The following is a 22,333-nucleotide window of genomic DNA, read 5'->3' on the forward strand; positions in this document are numbered from 1 at the left end:
TGATTTCCCCGCCCGTGGGAGGAACTTCACACAAGAAGAGCAGGATCGCCGCCCATCGGCGGCGATCCTGTCAGGCACAATGGCGCGCTGAACCTCTGGACTCAAACCTCACTTGCTGTGGCATCAGCGCGATCCAGCAGGGCCCGCACCGCCGCCACCTTGGCACCGTCGGTGATATTGACCCTGCCATCGTCCGAGGTGCCCATGTTGACCCCGTATGGAGAAACACCATGCCGCCGCGCGGCCCGTATCAGACCTTGTCCAGCAAAGCCCGTACCGCCGCTACCTTGGCGCCGTCGGTGATATTGACCCGGCCATCGTCCGAGGTGCCCATGTTGACGCCATGGGGCACCATGCCGCCACGCCAGCCCATGCCGGACATGTGCACCTCGCTCACACCGGTGAACTCCAGTATGGTGCGCACGTTGTCGGCATTGACCCCGGCACCCGGCATCAGGCTGGCACGACCCGCCAGGGCCTGCTGCATGGCCTGCAGTGTCTCCAGCCCCGCCAGCGCGGTCGGCGCATGACCCGAGCTCAGGATGCGCTCGCAGCCGGCCGCGACTATGGTCTCCAGATCCAGCCGCCAGTCGGAAGAGAGGTCGATGGCGCGATGGAAGGTGACGCCGAGCGGCCCGGCCGCGTCCACCAGCTGGCGCAGCGGATCGGCGGGCACCCGCCCCTCTTGATCCAGCAGGCCGATCACCACCCCCTGCAACCCGGCGGCACGGGCGGCGGCGATATCCAGCAGCATCAGTTCAAACTCGGCGGCGCTGAAGCAAAAATCCCCGGCGCGGGGGCGGATCATGGCGTAGACGGGGACGCTGGCGTGGCGCGCGGCCAGCTGCATGAAGCCATAAGAGGGGGTCAGGCCACCCAGCCCCAGCGCAGAGCAGAGCTCGATGCGATCCGCGCCGGCTTGCTGGGCGGTGAACAGGGATTCCAGGTTGTCGATACAAATTTCAAGACGGGTCATGATGACTCCTTTATTGGAGAGATCAGACAGCACATCTGATCTCATAAATTGAGCAAGGCCGCGCCGCGCACCCCGCCGGCGCCACCGAAGCGGGCCTGGCGGATCTCGGGCAGGGCGACACCGGGCAGCAGATGGCCGGGCAACCGCAGCGGCAGCTGTTGGTACAGGGCAGGCAGGCCACTCAAGCCGCCTCCCAGCACCACCACCTCGGGATCAACCACGGAGATGGCGGTCGCGAGCCCCGCGGCCATGATCTCGAGCCAGCAGTCGACCGTGGCCACCGCATGGGGCTCATGGGCCTCGAAGCGCCCCACTATCTGGTGACCGCTGGCACGCTGGCCATGAAAATGGTGATAGAGCCGCTCCAGCCCTGTGCCGGATGCATAGGTTTCAAAACAGACCAGGCGACCACAGCCACAACGAGGACGAGGCAGGTCGGGATACTTCATCAGCATGGTGGCCGGCAGCGGATAGTGACCTATCTCCCCCGCCAGCCAGTTGCGGCCCTGGATCAGCTTGCCCGCCAGATAGACGGCGCCGCCGATGCCGGTGCCTATGGTGACCCCCAGCGCGCTGTCGGCCCCGGCCGCCGCGCCCTGGTGCACTTCCGACCAGAGGAAGCAGTTGGCATCGTTGTCCACCTTGACCGGGCGACCCAGCAGTTCGGCCAGATCGGCGCCCAGATGGCGGCCATTGATGGAGGGCAGGTTCGCCGCCACTATGCTGTGATCGTGCCGATTGAGGATGCCGGGGAAGCCGATGCCCACAGCGCCTCTCGCGCCGAAGCGGGCGTCCGCCTGCTCGACCCGATCACGGATGAGCTGCTGCAGCCCCTCGTAATCGTTGCCGGGCGTGCTCATGCGCTCCTCATGGCAGAGGTTCAAGGCGCCGTCATACACGGCGAACGCTATCTTGGTGCCACCAATATCAAAGCCGTAATACATGCCCACACTCCCTTGTCGGTGAGTCACCTCACCTCAGCCTGTCCAGAGCAGCACATTGTATTAATTCGCAAAAAAAATAAAGTGACCGGGGGTGAAAAATGGGAGAGAGATCAAAGCAAACGGAACATTTGCCGTTGCAGGCAAGCCTGGCCAAGGCTCATCAGGGTGCGCTCCTGGCCGTCGAAGACGAAGCCGCGCCTCAGGTAAAACCCCTCGCCGATCCGGTTGCCATCGAGCAGCCACAATCTGACGCTGTCGCAGCCGGCGCGACGCATCTGCATGGCCACCGCCTGCCACAGCCGCTTGCCATGGCCCTGGCGCCAGTGATCGGGATGCAGGTAAAAGGCGCGGATCAGGGCGTTCGGCTCTGTGCCATCCAGCACGAGCTGCCAGTAGAGCAGGCCTATGACCACCTCGTCCTGGCACAGCAGCATGGGCCTGGGGCCGGATTCGGCGAGCCGGCTCTGCCAGATCTGCAGGTGCTCGGTCACCGAAAGCTGGGCCAGCATGTCGGCACCGAGCACCTCGCCATAGGCCGCGAGCCAGCTGGCCCGCTGCATCACCGTCATGGCAGGCGCATCATCGGGCCGCGCCATGCGCAGGCTTACGCCTTGCATTGGGGTACCAGACCGGAGGCGCGGGCCTGTTCGTAGAGCGGCATAGCTTCAGCCTGCTGGGCCTGCAGCTCGGCGATCCGGGTCTCGTTGCTGGGGTGGGTGGAGAGCAGTTGCGGCGGCGCCTTGCCACCGGCGGCCGCGCTCATGTTCTGCCACAGGGGAACGGCCTCGGCGGGATTGAAGCCGGCGCGGGCCATCAGATCCAGACCGAGGCGGTCCGCCTCGCTCTCCTGCTCGCGGCCATAGGGCAGCATGACCCCCACCTCGACCCCGAGCCCCAGCGCCGCCATGGTGGCGCCGCGATACTCGCTGCTGCCCATGGCGATGTCGGCCGCCGCCAGACCGAGACCGGTCAGCTGGCTGCGGGAGAGTCGTTCGTTGGAGTGCTGGGCCAGCACGTGGGTCAACTCGTGGCCTATGACGGTGGCGAGCTGATCCTGATTCTTGGCAACCTTGAGCAGGCCGCTGTAGACCCCGATCTTGCCGCCGGGCAGGGCGAAGGCGTTGACCTGCTTGGAGTCAAACACCACCACCTCCCAGCTGGTGATGCCGTACTGGCTCGGCACCTGGGCTGTCACCGCCTTGGCGACACAGGAGACATAGGCATTGATCCTGGCATCCTTGCTCACCTTCTCCTGCTTCTTCATCTGCTCGAAGGAGTCGGCCCCCAGCTGGCTCATCTGCTGGGGCGAGAACAGCAGCATCTGGCTGCGGCCGGTAGGAGACTGGGCACAGCTGGCCAGCAGGGTGGAACAGAGTGCCGCCAGGCCGAGCTTGAACAGGGGAGATGTCATGGAGGTGTCCTTCACCATAAAGATGCCCTATTTTCGGAAATGCGGGCGTCCGGCGCAAGTCGACAGATCACGCTGTTCGGCGAAAGCGGTCACATGTCGTCATTGTAGATCCACTCAAAAAGAAAACGGGCCCCGCGGGGCCCGTGTTGCAGAGGAAACCGGCTTACATTATGCCCAGTTTCTTCAGGTCGGCTTCGACCACCTTGGCCGGTACAGGTACGTAGCCATCTTTGGCCACTATGTTCTGGCCCGCCTTGGAGAGCACCATCTTCAGGAACTCTTGCTCCATCGGGGAGAGCGGCTTGTTCGGGTGCTTGTTCACGTAAACGTACAGGAAGCGCGACAGCGGGTACTTGCCGGTAATGGCGTTGTCGGCGCTCGCTTCGATGAAGGTCTTGCCATCCTTGGAGAGCGGTACGGCGCGCACACCCGAGGTGACATAACCGATGCCCGAGTAGCCGATACCGTTCAGGGAAGAGGAGACGGACTGCACCACTGAGGCAGAACCCGGCTGCTCGTTCACGCCACTCTTGAAGTCACCGTTGCACAGGGCGTGTTCCTTGAAGTAACCGTAGGTACCGGACACAGAGTTGCGACCGAACAGCTGCAGATCCTTGGAGGACCAGTTGCCATCCAGACCCAGATCGGCCCACTTGGTGGCGGCCTTGGCTTCGCCGCACTTGAGGGTGCTGGAGAAGATGGCATCCAGTTGCGGCATGGTCAGCCCCTTGATGGGGTTGTCCTTGTTGACGAACACGGCCAGGGCATCGACCGCGACGCGGATGGCGGTAGGCTTGTAGCCGTAGCGCTTCTCGAACGCCTCTTCCTCGCCGGACTTCATGGCGCGGCTCATGGGGCCGAACTGGGCGACACCTTCGGTCAGTGCTGTCGGGGCGGTAGAGGAGCCGGCAGCCTGGATCTGCACGTTGACGTTGGGGTACATGCGCTTAAATTCTTCGGCCCACAGGGTCATCATGTTGGCCAGGGTGTCCGAGCCGACAGAGGACAGGTTGCCCGAGATGCCGCTGGTCGGAGTGTAATCCGGCAGGTTTTTATCCACACCGGCAGCCAGGGTGCTGACGGAAAACAGGGTAGCTGCGGTGAATCCGATTACACCAGCCAGTTTGTTGAGTTTCATCCAATCTCTCCAAGGTTGCAGAACGCAGTCCATCAAAACACGGGTTAACTTGGCGCACCGTCGGTCACGCCGAGCGATTCGCTGAGTGTCATTTCATGCCCTCTTCCCCCAGTCCAGCGGTGGCAGAAGGCAATCGTCAATCTGAGGCCGAAAGTGGTAGCATCCCGAGCACAGCGATCGGCTGGTCGCGTTTCGTACTCTGCCTGCGCCAAGTCGGCGACAGGTCCGTTCTCAAGACGGCGCCAGTATCTGACCTGGCAGTGACAAATTTATGGATTTAATGTGACACTTTAATGACATGGCGAGGCTTGTGAGCAAATGAAAAGAGGGCCGCTGTCGCCGCCCTCTCTGCACTGCTAACCCATTGCCGAAAAAGACTATTTCAACACCACCATGCGGGCCGGAATGAGGAAGCTGAAACGGCTGCCGAGGCCGACCCGGCTCTCGATATCGAGCTGGGCATCGTGATGACTCAAGGCGTGCTTGACGATGGCGAGCCCCAGCCCGGAGCCACCCGTGTGGCGCGAGCGGGCCCGGTCCACCCGATAGAAGCGCTCGGTGAGCCGCGCCAGATGCTCGGGCGGGATCCCCTCCCCCTCGTCCTGCACCACAAACAGCGCCATGGCCCCCTGCTTGCGCCACTCCACGCTGATCTTGCGCTCCGCCGGGGTGTAGTGAATGGCGTTGTAGACCAGGTTGGAGACGGCGCTGCGCAGCTGATCCTGATCCCCGCGCACGAACAGATTGGGCTGCACGCTGAACTCGATCTGGTGCGCCCGCTCCCCCGACAGCGCCCGCGCCTCCTGCTCCAGCAGCCCCAGCATGGCGGGCATGTCCACCAGGTGGGAGAGATCCACCGAGGGAGCCGCCTCGATCCGCGACAGGGTGAGCAGCTGATTGACCAGATTGTCCATGCGGATGGTCTGCTCCATCATCACCCTGTGCGCCTTGGCCCACAGGGCGGGGGGGGGCGGCTCTTCGGTCATCTCCAGATAGCCCTTGAGCACTGTGAGCGGCGTGCGCAGTTCGTGGGAAACGTTGGAGACGAAGTGCTTGCGGGTCTTCTCCAGGCTGCGCAGCCGGGTGACGTCCCGCACCACCAGCATGGCCTGATCCTCGGCGTAGGGCATGATGCGAAACTCGAGAAACTTCTCCTCGTTGATGGGCGAGGTCATCTCGAACGGTTCGTCATACTGCCCCTTGTTCAGATAGGCCCCGAAGGCGGGATTGCGAATGAGGTTGCCTATGTGCTGACCGGCGTCTTCCGGCCAGCGAAAACCGAGCAGCTGCTCCGCCAGCCGGTTGCACCAGAGGATGCTGCCGTCGGTGCGAAACACCACGGCGGCATCGGGCAGGGCTTCGGCCCCTTCCCGAAAGCGGCGGATGAGGCCCGCCAGCTCGCGGCGCCGGGCACGGTGGCGCTGCTGCAACTTGTAGATGCCGTTGAAGATGTACTCCCAGCTGCCGCTGCCGTTGGGGGGCACCAGGCTGCGATCGTGCCACAGCCAGTCCGACAGCCGCTTCTGGAAGCGATAGTGCCAGCCCAGATGCAGCACGGTCGCCACCAACAGGCAAAGAGTGAGGGTATTCGTCAACCAGCCGACCAAGACGAAGGGCGTATAAAAAAATGCCATCCGCCACAACTGTCGCCGCCAGGCGTAAGGTTGCAACATAACGTCCTCTACAGACGGGTTGAGAAGCGATAGCCTGCGCCGCGCACCGTCTGAATCAATCGATCGTGACCCGTCTCTTCAATGGCCTTGCGCAAGCGACGAATATGCACATCCACGGTTCTGTCCTCGACGTACACATTGGTACCCCAGACATTGTTGAGCAGTTGCTCGCGGCTGTAGACCCGCTCGGGGTGGGTCATGAAGAAGTGCAGCAGCTTGAACTCGGTCGGCCCCATGTCCAGCGCCTTGTCTTCGGCGCTGACTCTGTGGGAAACCGGATCCAGCTTGAGCCCCTGCACCTCGATCACCTCGTCCACCGAGGTGGGGGAGACGCGGCGCATCACGGCGTGCAGGCGGGCAGTCAGCTCCTTGGGGGAGAAAGGCTTGGTGATGTAGTCATCGGCACCCGCCTCCAGACCACGCACCTTGTCCTCCTCCTCACCGCGGGCGGTCAGCATCACCACCGGGATCTGGCGGGTCACCTCATCCTGCTTGAGTTGCTTGATGAACTGGATACCACTGCCGCCGGGCATCATCCAGTCCAGCACGATGAGTTCGGGGTAAGGCTCGCGCACCTTCGCCAGTCCATCGGCGTAATCTTCAGCTTCAACCGTCTCATATCCCTTTTGCTCGAGCACGAAGCAGAGCATTTCGCGGATCGGTGCTTCGTCCTCGACCACCAGAATTCGCTTAGCCATATCCCTTCTCTCTCCTGTGTGAAGATGGGTGCGCCAATTATTAGAACTTTCTGTGACACTTTTATGACTTTATGACAGGCGGGATGATAAACGTTTTCAGATTCAGTTGGCAGCAGCGAGTTGCAGCAGGTCCCAGCGGTTGCCACTGATGTCCTCGAACACCACCACCATGCCGTATGGCTCGCTACGTGGCTGTTCACAAAAATGAACACCGTACGCCTGCATGCGCTGGTAATCCCCCCAGAAGTCGTCGGTTTCGAGGAACAAAAAGACCCGGCCGCCCCCCTGCTGACCGATGGCGGCCTGCTGCTCCGGCGTGGCGGCACGGGCCAGCAAGAGCGCTGAACCTGGCGCGCCGGCAGGCGCCACCCGCACCCAGCGCTTGCCCGGTTTGCCCGGCTCGTCGAGGGGCGTGTCTTCCAGCAGCGCAAAACCCAGCCCCTGGGTGAAGAAGGTGATGGCCTCGTCATAGTCGGCCACCAGCAGGGCCAAGGCGCCTATGTGTTGTGACATGGAAATACTCCTCAACAGATGGATGAAGGGGGCTCACACCCCGGCTGGCGCGCATCATAGCGGCTTGGAGTCTTGGGCTCCAGCAGCAATGCCCCGCTCGAAGGAGCAGCCCTTCCCCTGCCACCAGACCTGCGTTCTATTCCACCTCCTATTCCACCTCGACCCTGTTGCGACCCCGTTTTTTGGCCTGATAGAGCGCCTCGTCGGCCCGCTTGAGAACCTGCTCCAGGGGATCCCCGCGCCGCTCCGCCACCCCGAACGAGGCCGTGATGGACAGCGCCAGGGGCCAGTGCGGATAAGCCACCAGGGCGGCTCGCAGCCGCTCCGCCAGCGCCTTGGCACGGGCCTGTTCGTAGTGCAGGCAGACCAGCACGAACTCCTCCCCGCCCCAGCGCACCAGCCGGCACAAGCTATCGCAGTGGCGCAGGACTTCGCTCACCATGTGCTTGAGCACCTCGTCCCCAACCGGGTGACCATGGCCATCGTTGACAAGCTTGAAGTGATCTATGTCGATGTAGATGAAAGAGAGGGGCATATCGCCGAGCTCGGCCAGCAGCTTGTTGCCACCGAACCGGTTGAGGGCGCCGGTCAGGGGATCGTACCTGGCCTCCTCCTCGGTGCGCCGGGTCTGCTCGCAGAGGCTCTGGCTGCGCGCCTCCGCCACCTGTCTGGCCTCACGGGCCTTGCGCAATCGATCCCGCATCAGCAGGTGCTGCACCATGAACAGCAGCAGGCCGTAAACCAGCCAGCTCAGCAGCAGGGGACGATAGAAGGCTCCCGGTTGCACCCAGCGACCATAGAACTCCATCCGCTCCAGCACCAGCCGGTAGTGGCCTGGCTGCATGCCGATGCCGGAGGCGATTTCCACTGCGTAGACATGGCGCAGGTCCTCCCCTTGCTGGGCCAGCGGAATACGGTACTGCTGGATCCACCAAGTGGCTGGCGTGAAGACCCGCAGCGGCACATCCTGCACCCGGCCGTAATCATCGGGGCGAAAGATCACCTCGTTGAACTTGTGGGAGGTGGCATCACCCGCCCGGGAGTAAATCGGGTGGTAGTTGCGCAGATAGAGGCGCCAGAACTGGGGCTCTGGCCCCTCGACCTGCAGCTGGATGCGCGCCCCCTCGAAGCGGGAGAGATCGATGCCCTGCTCCGGCAGACTCAGCGTCAGGATCAGTTCACAGAAGGGGTACTCATAGCCTTCGCGCAACTGGCAGTCGATGGCTGGCTTGTCCGTCGGCAAAGGATAACCGCTTTGCTGGCCGGCGGCCGACAGCAAGGTAGTGACAGAAGCGCCACCATGGATCCTGTCATCCTGTACCGCCACCGACAGGCGGGCATTGGCCAGCATGTCGAGCCGCCGATCCGGCCCGAATTCAAACAGCAGGATCGCCAGCAAGCTCAACCCCAACAACACCCAGAACAACACATTGGCCAGACGAGAATAGGAAAAGGTCATATAGGCTCCACCCGACTAGGGGCTCTGACTCTATATCAGGGGATCCGGCACGCCAGGATCCCTGGTTATTACACGCGCCGACACGGGCGCCATAGGGTATTTTCTCAGCCGGATACCGGCGGACAGGGCCGGACTCGCCCCGGGATCAGGCGCACCACCCGGGTGCGGCCGTCCTGCGTCAACCGGGAGGTGCCAGGTTGGCGCCCCGGAAAGCCACGCACTTGCCCATCAGATTGTGAATCTCAGGATAGAACACTCCATGCCATGAAAAATAAAGAGAAATCAATAAAAAGGACCCTGATGGCTCATCTTGCCCAAGGGGAATGGCGGGCAACAAAGCCCTCAGGGTCCTTCACGCAGCGCCCGGTAGAGGGTGGTGCGACTGATGCCGAGCTGGCGCGCCGCCTCGCTCACATTGCCCCCGCACGCCGCCAAGGTCTGCTGCACCCGCAGCAGGTTCTGCTGGCGCAAGGTGTGGGTACTCGCCTGCGACGACGAGGGCGCTGCCGATGCGGCGGGCAGATGCAGGTGAGCGGGCTCAATCCAGCCCAGCCCTTCCGCCAGCACGCAGGCCACCTCCAGCGCCTGCTTGAGCTGGCGCACGTTGCCGGGCAAGGGATGGGCCAGCAGTTGCAGCTCCGCCTCCGGCGTCAATTGCAGGGCCGGGTCCATCTCCGAGAGCAGACGCCGGATCAGCCCTAGGCGATCGCCCTGTGACCATGCCCGCAGCGGTGTCAGCTGCTGGCGCCAGCCGCAGACCCGGTAATAGAGGTCCTCGCGAAACGTCCCGGCCTGCACCATGACCGCCAGATCCCGGTGGCTGGCGCTGACCAGCCAGAAATCCACCGCTTCGGGCTTGTGGCTGCCGACCGGGGTAACGCTGCGCTCCTGCAGCACCCGCAGCAGCCGGGTCTGGGCCAGCAGCGGCAGCTCGCCGATTTCATCCAGCATCAGGATGCCGCCGTGGGCGGCGCGCAGATAGCCCTGACTGCCCTGGCTGCGGGCACCGCTGAAGGCCCCGCCCACGTAGCCAAACAGCTCGGCCTCCACCAGATCGGCCGGCAGGGCGCCGCAGTTGACGCACACTAGGGGCTTGTCCTGCCGACTCGACTGGCGGTGCAGGGCGCGCACCAGGTGCTCCTTGCCGCTGCCTGTCTCCCCCTCGATGAGCAACGAGATACCCCGCTCCAGCATCTTGAGCGGTACCTGTGCCGACCCTGGTTGCTCGATTTGCCGGGACTCCGCAACCGGCTCTGGCACCAGCAGCAGGCCACGGCGTTCACGCAGCAGCTGCTTGCCATCGAAGGGGTGCTGGCCGAGCCAGAGCCGGCCGGCCCGGTTGGCGCCGAGCAGCTCGCCCCCCTCCCCCAGCAGCAGACGGGCGGACCAGAGACTCTGGGGATCGAGATCCACCAGCCAGCCCGGTTGGCGCGCCAGCAGCGCGTTTTCCAGCGTCATGGCCAGCAGCCGCACAGTGCCCAGCATGTCGCCGTCGTGGTGGGCCGCATCGGTGGAGATGTCGAGCACCCCGAGCAATTGCCCGTCGGGCCCGAGCAGGGGGCTGGCGCTGCAACTGAGGAAGCTGTGCTGGGCGAAGAAGTGCTCGGACCCCAGCACCTGCACCTCGCTCTGCTCGGCCAGCGCTGTGCCGATGGCGTTGGTGCCCTTGCTCGCCTCCCCCCAGCGGGCGCCGCTGCGCAAAAAGATGCGCTCGGCGTGGCGAGCGAAGCCGTCGTCACCGCTGGCGGCCAGTATGGCCCCCTCGCCGTCACACAGCAGCAGGCGACAGGGCCTGCCCGCCAGCAACTGGGCAAACAGCGGCAGCACGAAGCGCTGGAAGCAGGCAATCAGCGTCCTGTGCTGCTCCTGGCGGGCCGACAGCTCCCCCTGGGGCAGCAGATCCAGCTCGGCGCTCTGCTGGCGGAGCAGGCCCTGATGCAAGCAACGCTGCCAGGAGCGCTGGATCGGACTGGGGCTGAGACTGGATTGAGGTAACTCGCTCATCATGCCTCCTGTTCACAAACGGCACGCATGGGGCCGGCAAATGTGGGTAACTCGCTCATCACGCCTCCTGTTCACAAACGGCACGACTGTCACGGTCACTGTCCAGAATCAGCACAGTTTCCTCACCTTCGCCGTGGTCATTGGTTAACCAAGATACGCTGCCGCACCCCGTTTGGTAACGTTTTTGTAACCTTTTGCCCGCTGGTCAGACCCTTTGGCATGGCCCTTGCGATACCCCCTGCGTACCACCCCGGCCAGCCAGCGCGTGCAGCCGGGCAGGACCTTCACACACATAAGGATGATGAGATGATTTATACCGCTCCCGGTCAGGCAGGTGCCCTGGTCAGCTTCAAGTCCCGTTATGACAACTTCATCGGTGGCGACTGGGTGGCGCCGCGCGCCGGCCGCTATTTCGAAAACATCTCGCCGGTGGACGGCAAGGTGTTCTGCGAGGTGGCCCGATCCGATGCCGCCGACATCGAGCTGGCGCTGGATGCCGCCCACAAGGCGTTCGCCAGCTGGAGCAAGACCAGCGTCACCGAGCGCAGCAACCTGCTGCTGCGCATCGCCGATCGCATCGAGCAGAACATAGAGGTGCTCGCCATCGCCGAAACCTGGGAGAACGGCAAGGCGGTGCGCGAGACCCTGGCCGCCGACCTGCCGCTGGTGGTGGATCACTTCCGCTACTTCGCCGGCTGCATCCGCGCCCAGGAGGGCTCGGCCGCCGAGCTGGATCAGCACACCGTCAGCTACCACTTCAAGGAGCCCATCGGCGTAGTCGGCCAGATCATCCCCTGGAACTTCCCGCTGCTGATGGCGGCCTGGAAGCTGGCCCCCGTGCTGGCGGCCGGCTGTTGCAGCGTGCTCAAGCCCGCCGAGCAGACCCCGGTCACCATCATGCTGATGATGGATCTCATCAAGGACATACTGCCCCCCGGTGTGGTCAACGTGGTCAACGGCTTCGGCGCCGAGGCGGGTCAGGCGCTGGCCACCAGCGACAGGATCCAGAAGCTGGCGTTTACCGGTTCAACTGAAGTCGGCGCCCATATACTGCGCTGCGCCGCCGACAAGCTGATCCCCTCCACCGTGGAGCTGGGCGGCAAGTCCCCCAACATCTATTTTGCCGATGTGATGCAGCATGAGAGCCAGTACATCGACAAGGCGGTGGAAGGCATGCTGATGACCTTCTTCAACCAGGGCGAGGTGTGCACCTGCCCCTCCCGCGCGCTGGTACACGAGAAGATCTACGACGACTTTATGGACAGGGTGCTGGCCCGCGCCCGTACCATAGTGCAGGGCAACCCCCTCGATACCGCCACCCAGGTGGGAGCGCAGGCATCGCGCGAGCAGTTCGACAAGATACTGAGCTACATGGAGATAGGCCGTGGCGAGGGGGCCAAGATGCTGATCGGCGGTGGCCCGGCCAAAGTGAGCGGCTTGGAGGGGGGCTTCTACATCCAGCCCACCATCTTCTCGGGCCAGAACAAGATGCGGGTGTTCCAGGAGGAGATCTTCGGGCCGGCGCTCGGGGTCACCACCTTCAAGGACGAGGCGGATGCGCTGGCCATTGCCAACGACACCCAGTACGGGCTGGGGGCGGGCCTGTGGACCCGCGACAGCAACCTGGCCTGGCGCATGGGGCGCGGCATCCAGGCCGGCCGGGTCTGGGTCAACTGCTACCACGCCTACCCGGCCCACGCAGCGTTTGGCGGCTACAAGAAGTCGGGGATAGGCCGCGAGACCCACAAGATGATGCTGGATCACTACCAGAACACCAAGAATCTGCTGGTAAGCCATGACATCAATCCCCTCGGCTTCTTCTGACGGGCAGCGGACTCTAAACACAGTCAGAGGGCGCCGATAAGGCGCCCTCTTTTTATCCGCTGATCGGCACCCGCACTTAGCTGCCGGGCTGGGCCAGCTGCTGGCGATAGCGCTGGGGCGAGCAGCCCAGCTCACGATTGAACATGGCGATAAAGGCCGAGGTGGATCCGTAACCGAGCCGCCAGCCAATCTCCTGCACCGGCAACTCCCCCTTGAGCCAGGCCAGCGCCTTGAGCAGCTTGAGCCGGGCCCGCCACTGGCCGAAGTTCATCCCCAATTCCCGCACGCAGCGCCGGGCCAGGGTGCGCTCCGTGCTGTGCAACTGTTCGGCCCACTGGGCCAGGGTGCGCGGATCGGCGGGATCGCTGTGCAGCGCCGCCAGCATGGGGGCCAGCAGCTTGTCCTGGCTCATGGGCAGGTAGCTGTCCTGGCAGCGGGTGCGGGTCAGCTTTTCCACCAGCAGCTCGGCCTGGCGCACGTCCCACTCATCCAGCATGTGGCCCAGCTTGCGCTCGCAAAAATCCGCCAGCATGGTCCGGATGAGCGGCGTCATCTCCAGCAGGCAGGGCTCGGCCGGCAATCTGGCCGCCAGGGCGTGATTGACATAGATGGAGGTGTAGTCGAGGGCCTGCTGGTTGTAGGAGGCGTGCTCCAGGTTCGCGGGCACCCAGATGAGGTAGTCCGCCGGCGCCACCAGCCGGTGATCCTCCAGCACGATTTCCAACACCCCCAGGCTTATCATGCTGAGCTGGCCCCAGGGGTGGCTGTGGGACGCACAGGCGCTCTCGGCCTGGATCTGCTGATAGCGCAGATAGAGGGGATTGGGCTCAGGCAGATGCAGATCCGTCGGATGGTAGTGACGTATGGCCATAACGGGCGGATTGTCCTTTGCACGGGATAATTTGTCATTTTTACGTTACTTGATAACAGAAAGACAAGGGTAGACTGGCCATCTCGATAATAAGGAGCCTTTGATGCGTATCTTCTTCCCGCTTATGTTCCCGCTGATGGCCGTGCTGATCTGGGCCACCAATACAGTGGTGTCCAAGGCCGCCGCCGATGTGCTGGATCCCGCCGCCATCTCCTTTTACCGCTGGGTGATCGCCGCCCTGGCGCTGACCCCCTTCTGCCTGCCGCAGCTGTGGCGCCGCCGTGGCGAAATTCGCCCCTGGCTCGGCAAGCTGCTGGTGCTGGCGGCCCTTGGCATGGTGCTCTACCAGTGCCTCGCCTATTACGCCGCCCACACCACCTCGGCCACCAACATGGGGGTCATAGGCTCACTCATCCCGTTGCTGACCCTGCTGCAGAGCGCGCTCTTCTTCGGCCAGCGGCCGGGCAAGCAGGCCCTGCTCGGCATGAGCATCTCGCTGTTCGGGGTGCTCTGGCTGCTGAGCCAGGGCCAGCCGCTGGCCCTGCTGCACAACGGCATCAATCAGGGGGACGGGCTCATGCTGCTCGGCTCCGCCAGCTACGCCCTCTATGGCCTGCTGATCCGCCGCTGGCAACTGCCGTTCGGCCCCTGGCTCAACCTCTACATGCAGATCCTGCTGGCTGTGCTCTTGCTGATCCCGGTCGCCCTCAGCGCAGACTCCCTGGCGGTCCCCGCCGAGGGCTGGGGTCTGGTGCTGTTTGCCGGCATAGCCTCTTCCCTGCTGGCGGCCTATTGCTGGATGCGCGGCCTCGCCTGCATGGGGGCGGAACGTACCTCAGTGTTCATGAACCTGATGCCGCTGTGCACGGCGCTGATCGCCGTCATCACCCTGGGGGAGCCCATCCACGGCCATCACCTGCTCGGCGGCGGCCTGATCCTGAGCGGCGTCATGCTCTCCCAGTTCAAACCCAGGGTGCGCCCCGCCCTCGCCGGGGAGGCATAAAGCGGCACGGTAACGTGTGTGCAACACAAGACAAGAAGGGAGCCCAGGCTCCCTTCTTGTTTGTATCTTAGCGCTAAAAACCACCGGCTCGGTTGCCCCGGCACCGGCGGATCGATCCGGGCCCGCAGCGCAAAGGCTAATTCACGCCGATCGGGCTGTGCCCGCTCATGCGTTCACCCCCTTCATGCCTTCCCGGGTATAGCGCTCCCCCGCCACCGGCAAGGCCGTGATGGCGCTGTCCAGCGCGGCGAGATCCTCTGTTGCCAGGTGCACCGACAGGGCGCCCAGATTGTCCTGCAGATGGGGGATCCGCCTTGTGCCGGGAATGGGCACTATGTCATCCCCTTGCGCCAGCAGCCAGGCCAGGGCGATCTGCGCCGTCGTGCACTGCTTGCGTGCCGCCAGGGCCATGATCACCTCCACCAGCGAGCGGTTGGTGGCGATGTTTTCCTGCTGAAAGCGCGGCAGGCTGGCCCGAAAGTCGCCCTCTTCAAACGCCGTATCCTGCTGGAAACGTCCGGTCAGAAAGCCCCGCCCCAAGGGGGAATAGGCCACCAGCCCTATGCCCAGCTCGCGGCAGGTCGGCAGCACCTGGGCTTCGACATCCCGCGTCCAGAGGGAATATTCCGTCTGCACCGCCGCCACCGGATGCACGGCATGGGCACGCCTCAAGGTGGCCGCGCTGACCTCGCACAGACCGATACGGGCAATCTTGCCCTCCTGCACCAGTGGCGCCAGCCCCGCCATCGTCTCTTCGATGGGGTGCGCCGGGTCGATGCGATGCACATAGTAGAGGTCTATCTGCTCGACCCCGAGCCGGCGCAGCGAAGCTTCACAGCTCTGCCGTGCATACTGGGCGCTGTTGTCCAGGGTGCGCCTGTACTCGCCACTCTGACGCACTATGCCGAACTTGGTGGCAACCTTGACCCCGGCGCCGTGGGTCGCCAGGAAGCGGCCGATCAAGGCTTCATTGTGGTGCGGGCCATACATGTCGGCGGTGTCGAGAAAATCGATCCCCATCTCGATGGCCCGGGCCAGCACCCGCAGCGCCTGCTCATCATCCCGCGGGCCATAGAATTCACTCATGCCCATGCAGCCGAGGCCCATGGCGGATACGTCCAGATCGGTTCCCAGTGTTCGTCGTTGCATCACATTTCCTCCCTTACAAGATGGGAGTCAGTATGGTCTTGTGAATAGGGTTTCGGTATAGACTGGATTGGCAGCCAGCTTTCCGATTATGGAAGATACATGAACTCTCTCTTGCTATGGGATGATGCCCGGGTCTTTCTGGCCATCGCCCGCAGCGGCACCTTGAGTGGTGCCGCCCTCACCCTTGAGCTGGGCATTGCCACCGTCTCTCGACGGCTGGATCGCCTGGAGTCGGCACTGGACCTGCCGCTGTTCAGTCGTCATCAGCACGGCTATCGGCTGACCGACGATGGGGAGGCCCTGCTGGCGCGGGCCGAGGCGCTGGAACATGCCGGGCATGCCTTTGGCGACGCCGGGCAGCAACAGGGGCAAGTGGCCGGCTCCGTGCGCCTCGCCACCGCAGACAATCTGGCCAACCCGCTCATCATTCCCTCCCTGGCCAGGCTGTTTGCCATTCATCCCGACCTGCGGGTGGAGCTGGTCACAGGCGTGCAAACGGTGAACCTGCACAGGCGCGATGCCGATCTGGCCGTGCGCATGGTCAAACCTGACGCCGGCAACGTCACCATCAAACGGCTGGGCACCCTGGGCTTCGGCCTCTATGGGGCTCGCAGCTATGTCGATACCCGCCAGCCGGGGACAGATGCGGCCAGCTTGGATGAGGATGCCTTCATCGGCTGGGGGGAAGCCCACGGCCATTTGCCCGCCGCCAAATGGATGGCTCGCATGCTGCGTGGCCGCCCCTGCAGGGTGGAGACCAACACGCTGTCGGCCCAGCTGGCCGCCGCCACCGCCGGCCTCGGGCTGGCGGTGCTGCCCCATTATCTGGCCAAAGAGACGGATCTCGTCTGCCTCCTGCCCGAGCTGGGGGTGGATCAGCCGATCTGGCTGGTGATCCACACAGATCTCGCCCACTCCAGACGGGTGCGGGCCGTCGCGGATCACCTGATCCAGCTGTTTGAAGAGGCCGAGTCAGCCCTCCACCCTTTCCCGCTGGGCGCACTGTGAACCAGGCGGGGTAGCAAGGGCTGCAACCCATGCCGCAACGGGCAGACAGCAAGAAGGGAGCCCAGGCTCCCTTCTTGCATTGCATTTGAGCGCAAAAAAACGCCGGTTCAGTTGCCCCGCCGCCAGTGGTAGCGCCGCTCGGGCCGGCCACGCTGACCGTAGTTGAGATCCACATCGACCCTGTCCTCCGACTCCAGATACTCCAGATAACGGCGCGCCGTGGTGCGGCTCAAGGAGAGGCGCAGCGCCACCGTATCGGTGGAAAACGCGGTATCCGGCTCGCCGGCCAGCAGCTCCAGCACCTGGCGCAAGGTGATGGCGTCGATCCCCTTTGGGGTATCGCGCACCTCCCTGGCCTGGGGGCGCCCCTTGCCCATCAGCCGATCCAGATCGCTCTGCTCCAGGGAGCCGCGCTCGCAGATGCGCCTGTGCAGGGTGAGGATCTCGTCCAGGCTCTGCTGGATGCGAAACAGTCGCAGCGGCTTGATGATGTAATCCTGCACCCCCAGGTTGAGGGCCTGCTGTATGGTCTCAACGTCGCAGGAGGCGGTCACCATGATGACATAGGCCTCGCGGTTGTGGCTGCGCAGCCGGTTCACCCACTCGAGGCCCGAGCCGTCGGGCAATGAGATGTCCACCAGCAGCAGCTGTGGCTCGGTCGCACGCATCATGAGGTCAGCCTGGGTCAGGCTCTCGGCCCGACCCAGCAGGGAAAATCCGGGGGTGGAGGAGACCAGCTCGGCCAGAATGGATCCAATCCGTTCGTCATCCTCGATCACCAGAGTGAAAATGGGCTCCATAGATCACACCAATTGGTTTTTATTCAAGTAGATACCGAACAAGGTTGTCTGTTCGGCGGTGCGTCGCCATTCTATCACACCCCCTCGCCTGGCCACCGTCTCCTTGACCAGGAAGAGGCCGACCCCGTGATCGCCGGTCTGGCGGCTGATGCCGTAATCAAACAGATGATCCGCCAGCGCCTCGTCCACCCCCTCGCCGCTGTCCTCCACCTCGATCACCAGCCGGCGACCAAAGTCGTTGAGGGAAATCAGCACCCGCGGCGGACACAGCTTGCGCCGTGCCCAGGCGGCGCGAATGCCGTTGTCCAGCAGGTTGCCGATGAGGGTGATGAGATCCGCCGACACGGCCGCCGGATACTCCGCCAGCGCCGAGTCGGGATCCAGCACCAGCTCCACCCCCAGCTCCCGCGCCCGGCTGAACTTGCCGAGGATGAGCCCGGCCACCGGCTTGTCCTCGATGGCTCGCAGCAGACCCTGCAGCATGGTCTGGCAGGCCTCGCTCTCCTGCTGAATGAGCTCCACCGCCTGATCCACGTGGCCCAGCTGCAGCAGGCCGGAGAGGCTGCTCAGCTTGTTGGCGAACTCGTGGGTCTGCATCCGCAGCATCTCGGCATACTGGCGCAGATGGGTCACCTGCATGCCGAGGCTGCCGGTCACCTCGGGGCGACTGAAGATGAGCAGGCGCCCGGGCACCTTGCCCTCCACCGCCTGCCAGCGCCCCACGAACGACTCCCCGTGCACAGTGAAGCCGAGCTCGGTCTCGAGCTGGGTCAAGGCCGGGGCCAGCGGCGGCGACAGCTCGGCCAGCGACTGGCCGAGCAAGGAGTGCCGCCCTGTGCCCGGCAGACGCAGCTGATAACAGGCGGCGCTGTTGAGCATGCGAATGTTGCCCCCGCTGTCGATGGCGATCACCCCCTCGGAGATGTGCTCAAGCACCAGCTCCTGCAGCACGAAGCGGTTGACGATGGCCTCGGGCTCCAGATCCAGCAGGGTGCGACGCAGCAGGTGTTGCAGCCAGAGCGCCAGCAGCAGGCCACAGCCCAGCACGGCGCCGATGGCGCTGACGAGCAGGGTGATCCGCTCCAGATAGATGCCCTCTACAGTCCGCATCAGGTAGCCGACCGCCACCACCCCCATGGCGCGCCCGTCCGCCCCTATCACGGGGGCGAAGCAGCGAATGGCCGGCCCCAGGGTGCCCTCGTCCCTGGAGCAATAACTGCCCCGCTCATTGAGGGCCGGCCAGATGTCCTCACCACGGAATTTCTGCCCCACCAGCTCGGGCCTGGGATGGCTGAGGCGACGGCCATGCTCGTCGGTCACCACCATGTAGGCGGCGTCGGTGCGGCTGCAGATCCCCTGCACATAGTCCCGCAGGCCGGGATCCCTGCCCAGCTGCAGGGCCTGCACCACCCGGCTGTCCGCCGCCAGCACCCGCGCCAGATCGCTGCCTTTCTCCTGCAGATTGCTCTCCAGCAGGTGGCGGATAAAGAGGGCGAGCAGGCCGCCCAGGATCAGGATCAGCAGCAGGGAAAGCCCGAGGGAGAGAGTAACCAGTTGGTGGCGCAGTTTCATCGATTAGCCTTGCAACATCAGGAAGCGGACCAATAGTGCGGGCGCCACCAGGTCTGGTCAATCAGTGGTGCAGGATCACCGCTAAAATCGGCCAGGCCCTCCTCGCGGGCGGTGAGGGCCACCGCCCTGGCGACCGCGCGAGCCACCTCCCCCACCTGCTCTATGGGCGGCAACAAGCGCCCCTCGGCCAGCGGATAGGCGCCCACAGCCCGCACCGCCGCCTGCAGCATGCCATCGCTGATGCGCCGCGCCTTGACCGCGCAGGCCCCGAGGCCAATGCCCGGGAACACATAGACGTTGTTGCACTGGGAGACCACCCGCGCCTCCCCCGCCACAGTCACAGGGGCAAAGGGGCTGCCGGTGGCGAGCAGGGCACGCCCACCGGTCGCCTGCCACACCTGCTCCGGCGTCGCTTCGGCACTGCGGGTGGGGTTGGAGAGCGGCAGTATCACCGGCCGCTCGCAGGCGGCGCCCATGGCCGTCAGCACAGCCTCGTCGAACAGGCCGCCCTGGCCGCTCACCCCGATCAGCACCCCGGGGCGCAGCCGCTCAATGAGCGCAGGCAGCTCGGCGCAGGCCTCTTGTGGCGGACGGGCAAACGGCCGCTGGGACGGCGTCAGGTTGGCGCGATTCAGGCAGACCAGTCCATCCTGATCGAACAGCTGCACCCGCTCCGGGCCGCCCGCCAGTTGGGCCAGCATGGCGGCGATGCCGCAACCCGCCGAGCCGGCGCCGACGATCAGCACAGGGGTGTCGGCCAGCCGACTGCCCGCCTGTTGCAAACCCGCCAGCACGCAGGCCGAGGCGACCGCCGCCGTGCCCTGGATGTCGTCGTTGAACATGCACAGCTCGTCTCTATAGCGGGCCAAGAGGTTGGCAGCATGCTTGCCGGCGAAGTCTTCAAACTGCAGCACCACCTGGGGCCAGCGCGTGCGAATGGCCGCCACCACCCGATCCATGAAGTGGTAATAGGACTCGCCATCCACCCGGTTGGCCTGCCAGCCGAGGTAGGAGTCATCCTCCAGCAGCTCGGGATTGTTGGTGCCGACATCCACGCACAGCGGCAGGGTGCGCGCCGGGTTGATGCCGCCGGCGGCCGAGTAGAGCGCCAGCTTGCCGATGCAGATCCCCATGCCGCCGATGCCGAGATCGCCGAGCCCCAGCACCCGCTCGCCGTCGGAGATGACGATGACGTCCACCTCCTGTTCTACCGCCGCGAAGATGGCGTCCAGATCGTCCCTGTCGTGCCAGGAGAGATAGAGACCGTGGCTGCGCAGATAGAGATCGCTGTGACGCTGACACGCCTCCCCCACCACAGGGGTATAGATGATGGGCAGCAGCTCCGGCAGATGGTGGCGCACCAGATCGTAAAACAGTACCGGGTTGTCTTCCTGCAGCTGGCGCAGCAGCAGGTGCTGATCGAACGGGCTCTGCATGGCAGAGACCAGGCGGTATATGCGGCGCCGTTGCTGGGCAAGGGACTCCTCCTTGTGAGGCATGCGCCCCATCAGCCCCTGTCGCTTGCGTTCGGCATAGGGCAGGCTGGTGCCCATCATGATGTCGTTCATTGTCGATTCCTTATGCCAGCAGCGAGATGAGCAGGGTGGCCAGGATCAACATGACGGCGCCCCCGAGACGGGAAGAGATCTGGGCAAATGGCATCAGCTTCATGCGCTGGGCCGCCGACAGCACGGCCACATCGCCCGTGCCGCCCATGTTGGCCATGCACAGACCGCCAGTGATGGCCGCCTCTATGGGATAGAAACCTATCATGCGCCCCACCAAGGCCGCCCCCAGGGCACCACCGACCACGGTCACCAGCACCAGCACGAAGTAGCTGATGGAGAAGGCACTGATGAGCTCGGGGATGCTGGTGTAGGCAACCCCTATCCCCACCAGCAGGGAGGGCGTCAGATTGCCGACCACGAACTGGTACCAGTCGGCGGCCGCCTGCTCGTAACGGCGCGGCAGCAGGCCGCTCACCTTGATGATGGCCACCGCCAGTATCATGAGCGCGAAGGGGTGCATGGGAATGAAGTTGCCGAGCAGGGAGCCCAGCACGAACATGCTGGAGCTGATGAAGAGCCCCATGCCGAGACTCTCCAGGGTCGGTGCCTGAACCTGCTCTTCGGCCACCGTCTGGCTGCTCTCCTTGATCATCAGCCGGCCGTTGCCGGTCAGGGAGGGGTAACGACGGCCGAGACGGGCCAGCAGGGTGCCCACCAGAATGGCCAGGGTGTTGGCGATCACCACGGCGGGCACCATGCGTGACAGCAGATCGGCGCTGGACATCTGCATCGGGCCCGAGAGGATCTCCACCAGCGGCACGGCGCCGGCGCCCATGCCGCCGCCCATGATGGGCAGGCCGATGAGCAGCACCGCATTCTTGAAGCCATAACCCATCAGGGAGCCGACCAGGCCGACGCTGAGCAGCGCCAGGGTCACGCCCCCCAGGATCACCGGCAGGTAACGCATGGCGGCATTTTTCAGCAGGGCACTGCTCATGCCGAACACGGAGCCGGTCACCAGGCTGGCGATGAAGAAGTTGAGAAAGCCCCCCTCCTTCATGAAGCCGATGATCACCTGACCCGCCTCGATTGGCAGGATCCGGTATTCAAACAGGGCGGCGCCGCCGAAGATGGCGAGTATGGTGCCGCCCCCCAGGTATTCACGTATGGGGGTGATGCGCTCCCCCAGCTCGGTCAGCAGGGTGCCGAGCACGAACATCAGCGCCAGCGCACCGACCATGCCAAGCGGCAAGGATCCATTCCAGCCCGAGAAGAGCACGCAAGTGGCAAGCCCGAGGAAGATCATCATGGGCATGCCGGCAATCTGTCGGTCGCCAAACAGTGCGGGCCGGGTTTGTGAGGTAGAGAGGTTTTTCATTGTTATGCTCCAGCGTGTGGTGTGGCGCTACTCTAGTGATCCTCTCCTTCCCTGTCGGTTAGCCCGATTGCAAAGGCATATAAAAACATTAAAATCTTAAACGCTATGACCCAAAAACGGCCATAAACTGCCCCCGCCAGCGTTATTCACGAGCCCTGAACTGCGCTAACCAGATGCAGAAATAAAGGGTGATGTCGGCATGACATCACGACCTGGCGGGACAAACATTAAACATTGATTAAATTTCACTCACCAACAGGCAAGAAATAACCGGATCGCGCTCGGATGATGACAGCCCCATATATAGGCTGCGTCTTCATATCAAAGCGGCAACAACCCTGGTATAGCGCCAATGCTCTCCCATGAGCTGAGGCCGGCGGATCACCAAGCCCCGGGCGTCACCG

20 protein-coding genes are annotated in these 22,333 nt (G+C 64.1%); 3 read left to right on the forward strand and 17 right to left on the reverse strand.

The genetic code is table 11. From position 1 onward, the window contains the following. Positions 1-101: 101 nt before the first annotated feature. From ACM3N8_RS05740 to ACM3N8_RS05790, 11 genes are all read right to left on the reverse strand, one after another. Complete coding sequence (locus ACM3N8_RS05740) at positions 102-206, reverse strand: hypothetical protein (RefSeq protein ID WP_043554835.1); 105 nt, start codon at positions 204-206, stop codon at positions 102-104. Positions 207-250: 44 nt separating this feature from the next. Beyond that, a complete protein-coding gene (locus ACM3N8_RS05745; protein ID WP_290017282.1) occupies positions 251-976 on the reverse strand; it encodes a copper homeostasis protein CutC in 726 nt (241 codons plus the stop codon). Positions 977-1,017: 41 nt separating this feature from the next. Continuing rightward, a complete protein-coding gene (locus tag ACM3N8_RS05750; protein ID WP_042867273.1) occupies positions 1,018-1,920 on the reverse strand; it encodes an ROK family protein in 903 nt (300 codons plus the stop codon). 110 nt (positions 1,921-2,030) lie between these two features. Continuing rightward, positions 2,031-2,537: a GNAT family N-acetyltransferase gene (locus ACM3N8_RS05755; RefSeq protein WP_241324427.1), complete on the reverse strand. Its 507-nt coding sequence runs from the start codon at positions 2,535-2,537 to the stop codon at positions 2,031-2,033. Continuing rightward, positions 2,525-3,331 (reverse strand): M48 family metallopeptidase, encoded by an 807-nt coding sequence (locus tag ACM3N8_RS05760; RefSeq protein ID WP_103471359.1) that lies wholly within the window; start codon positions 3,329-3,331, stop codon positions 2,525-2,527. Before ACM3N8_RS05760 ends, ACM3N8_RS05755 begins: the two co-directional genes overlap by 13 nt. Positions 3,332-3,494: 163 nt before the next feature. Then, positions 3,495-4,469: a PstS family phosphate ABC transporter substrate-binding protein gene (locus tag ACM3N8_RS05765; protein WP_017408555.1), complete on the reverse strand. Its 975-nt coding sequence runs from the start codon at positions 4,467-4,469 to the stop codon at positions 3,495-3,497. 377 nt (positions 4,470-4,846) lie between these two features. Continuing rightward, positions 4,847-6,142, reverse strand: coding sequence for a phosphate regulon sensor histidine kinase PhoR (gene phoR / locus ACM3N8_RS05770; RefSeq protein ID WP_043554831.1), 1,296 nt, complete (start codon positions 6,140-6,142; stop codon positions 4,847-4,849). Positions 6,143-6,150: 8 nt separating this feature from the next. Then, a complete protein-coding gene (gene phoB / locus ACM3N8_RS05775; protein ID WP_043134568.1) occupies positions 6,151-6,840 on the reverse strand; it encodes a phosphate regulon transcriptional regulator PhoB in 690 nt (229 codons plus the stop codon). Positions 6,841-6,942: 102 nt separating this feature from the next. Continuing rightward, the gene (locus tag ACM3N8_RS05780; RefSeq protein WP_043134567.1) at positions 6,943-7,353 is read right to left on the reverse strand and encodes a VOC family protein; all 411 of its coding nucleotides are present in this window, start codon (positions 7,351-7,353) and stop codon (positions 6,943-6,945) included. Positions 7,354-7,501: 148 nt separating this feature from the next. After that, complete coding sequence (locus tag ACM3N8_RS05785) at positions 7,502-8,812, reverse strand: GGDEF domain-containing protein (protein ID WP_416015650.1); 1,311 nt, start codon at positions 8,810-8,812, stop codon at positions 7,502-7,504. A gap of 342 nt (positions 8,813-9,154) precedes the next feature. Then, positions 9,155-10,816, reverse strand: coding sequence for a sigma-54-dependent Fis family transcriptional regulator (locus tag ACM3N8_RS05790; RefSeq protein WP_290017288.1), 1,662 nt, complete (start codon positions 10,814-10,816; stop codon positions 9,155-9,157). A gap of 306 nt (positions 10,817-11,122) precedes the next feature. On the opposite strand from ACM3N8_RS05790, the gene ACM3N8_RS05795 reads away from it, so the two are divergent. Further along, entirely contained in the window at positions 11,123-12,640 is a 1,518-nt protein-coding gene (locus ACM3N8_RS05795) for an aldehyde dehydrogenase family protein (protein WP_131729717.1), read from the forward strand. 76 nt (positions 12,641-12,716) lie between these two features. Here ACM3N8_RS05795 and ACM3N8_RS05800 read toward each other — a convergent pair whose 3' ends face one another. Continuing rightward, positions 12,717-13,511 carry an AraC family transcriptional regulator gene (locus ACM3N8_RS05800; RefSeq protein ID WP_290017290.1) on the reverse strand — a complete coding sequence of 265 codons (795 nt, stop codon included), beginning with the start codon at positions 13,509-13,511 and terminating at the stop codon, positions 12,717-12,719. Positions 13,512-13,614: 103 nt separating this feature from the next. Here ACM3N8_RS05800 and ACM3N8_RS05805 point away from each other — a divergent pair, with 103 nt between their 5' ends. Beyond that, entirely contained in the window at positions 13,615-14,514 is a 900-nt protein-coding gene (locus ACM3N8_RS05805) for a DMT family transporter (protein ID WP_043134561.1), read from the forward strand. Between the two features lie 165 nt (positions 14,515-14,679). On the opposite strand, the gene ACM3N8_RS05810 is transcribed toward ACM3N8_RS05805, so the two are convergent. After that, a complete protein-coding gene (locus ACM3N8_RS05810; RefSeq protein WP_043134559.1) occupies positions 14,680-15,663 on the reverse strand; it encodes an aldo/keto reductase in 984 nt (327 codons plus the stop codon). 99 nt (positions 15,664-15,762) lie between these two features. On the opposite strand from ACM3N8_RS05810, the gene ACM3N8_RS05815 reads away from it, so the two are divergent. Beyond that, entirely contained in the window at positions 15,763-16,671 is a 909-nt protein-coding gene (locus ACM3N8_RS05815; protein ID WP_290017292.1) for a LysR family transcriptional regulator, read from the forward strand. A 107-nt stretch (positions 16,672-16,778) separates the two neighbouring features. On the opposite strand, the gene ACM3N8_RS05820 is transcribed toward ACM3N8_RS05815, so the two are convergent. From ACM3N8_RS05820 to ACM3N8_RS05835, 4 genes are read right to left on the reverse strand one after another with little or no spacing between them, the layout of a single operon-like run. Beyond that, entirely contained in the window at positions 16,779-17,471 is a 693-nt protein-coding gene (locus ACM3N8_RS05820; protein ID WP_005316875.1) for a response regulator, read from the reverse strand. Positions 17,472-17,474: 3 nt separating this feature from the next. After that, positions 17,475-19,043 carry an ATP-binding protein gene (locus tag ACM3N8_RS05825; RefSeq protein ID WP_043554821.1) on the reverse strand — a complete coding sequence of 523 codons (1,569 nt, stop codon included), beginning with the start codon at positions 19,041-19,043 and terminating at the stop codon, positions 17,475-17,477. Positions 19,044-19,060: 17 nt separating this feature from the next. Beyond that, a complete protein-coding gene (gene maeA / locus ACM3N8_RS05830) occupies positions 19,061-20,611 on the reverse strand; it encodes an oxaloacetate-decarboxylating malate dehydrogenase (RefSeq protein ID WP_098984730.1) in 1,551 nt (516 codons plus the stop codon). A 10-nt stretch (positions 20,612-20,621) separates the two neighbouring features. Next, positions 20,622-21,929 carry a 2-hydroxycarboxylate transporter family protein gene (locus ACM3N8_RS05835; protein ID WP_274452409.1) on the reverse strand — a complete coding sequence of 436 codons (1,308 nt, stop codon included), beginning with the start codon at positions 21,927-21,929 and terminating at the stop codon, positions 20,622-20,624. Positions 21,930-22,333: the final 404 nt, after the last annotated feature.

This window comes from Aeromonas sp. A04 (assembly GCF_047780465.1).
In the GTDB taxonomy this organism is placed as follows: domain Bacteria; phylum Pseudomonadota; class Gammaproteobacteria; order Enterobacterales; family Aeromonadaceae; genus Aeromonas; species Aeromonas bestiarum.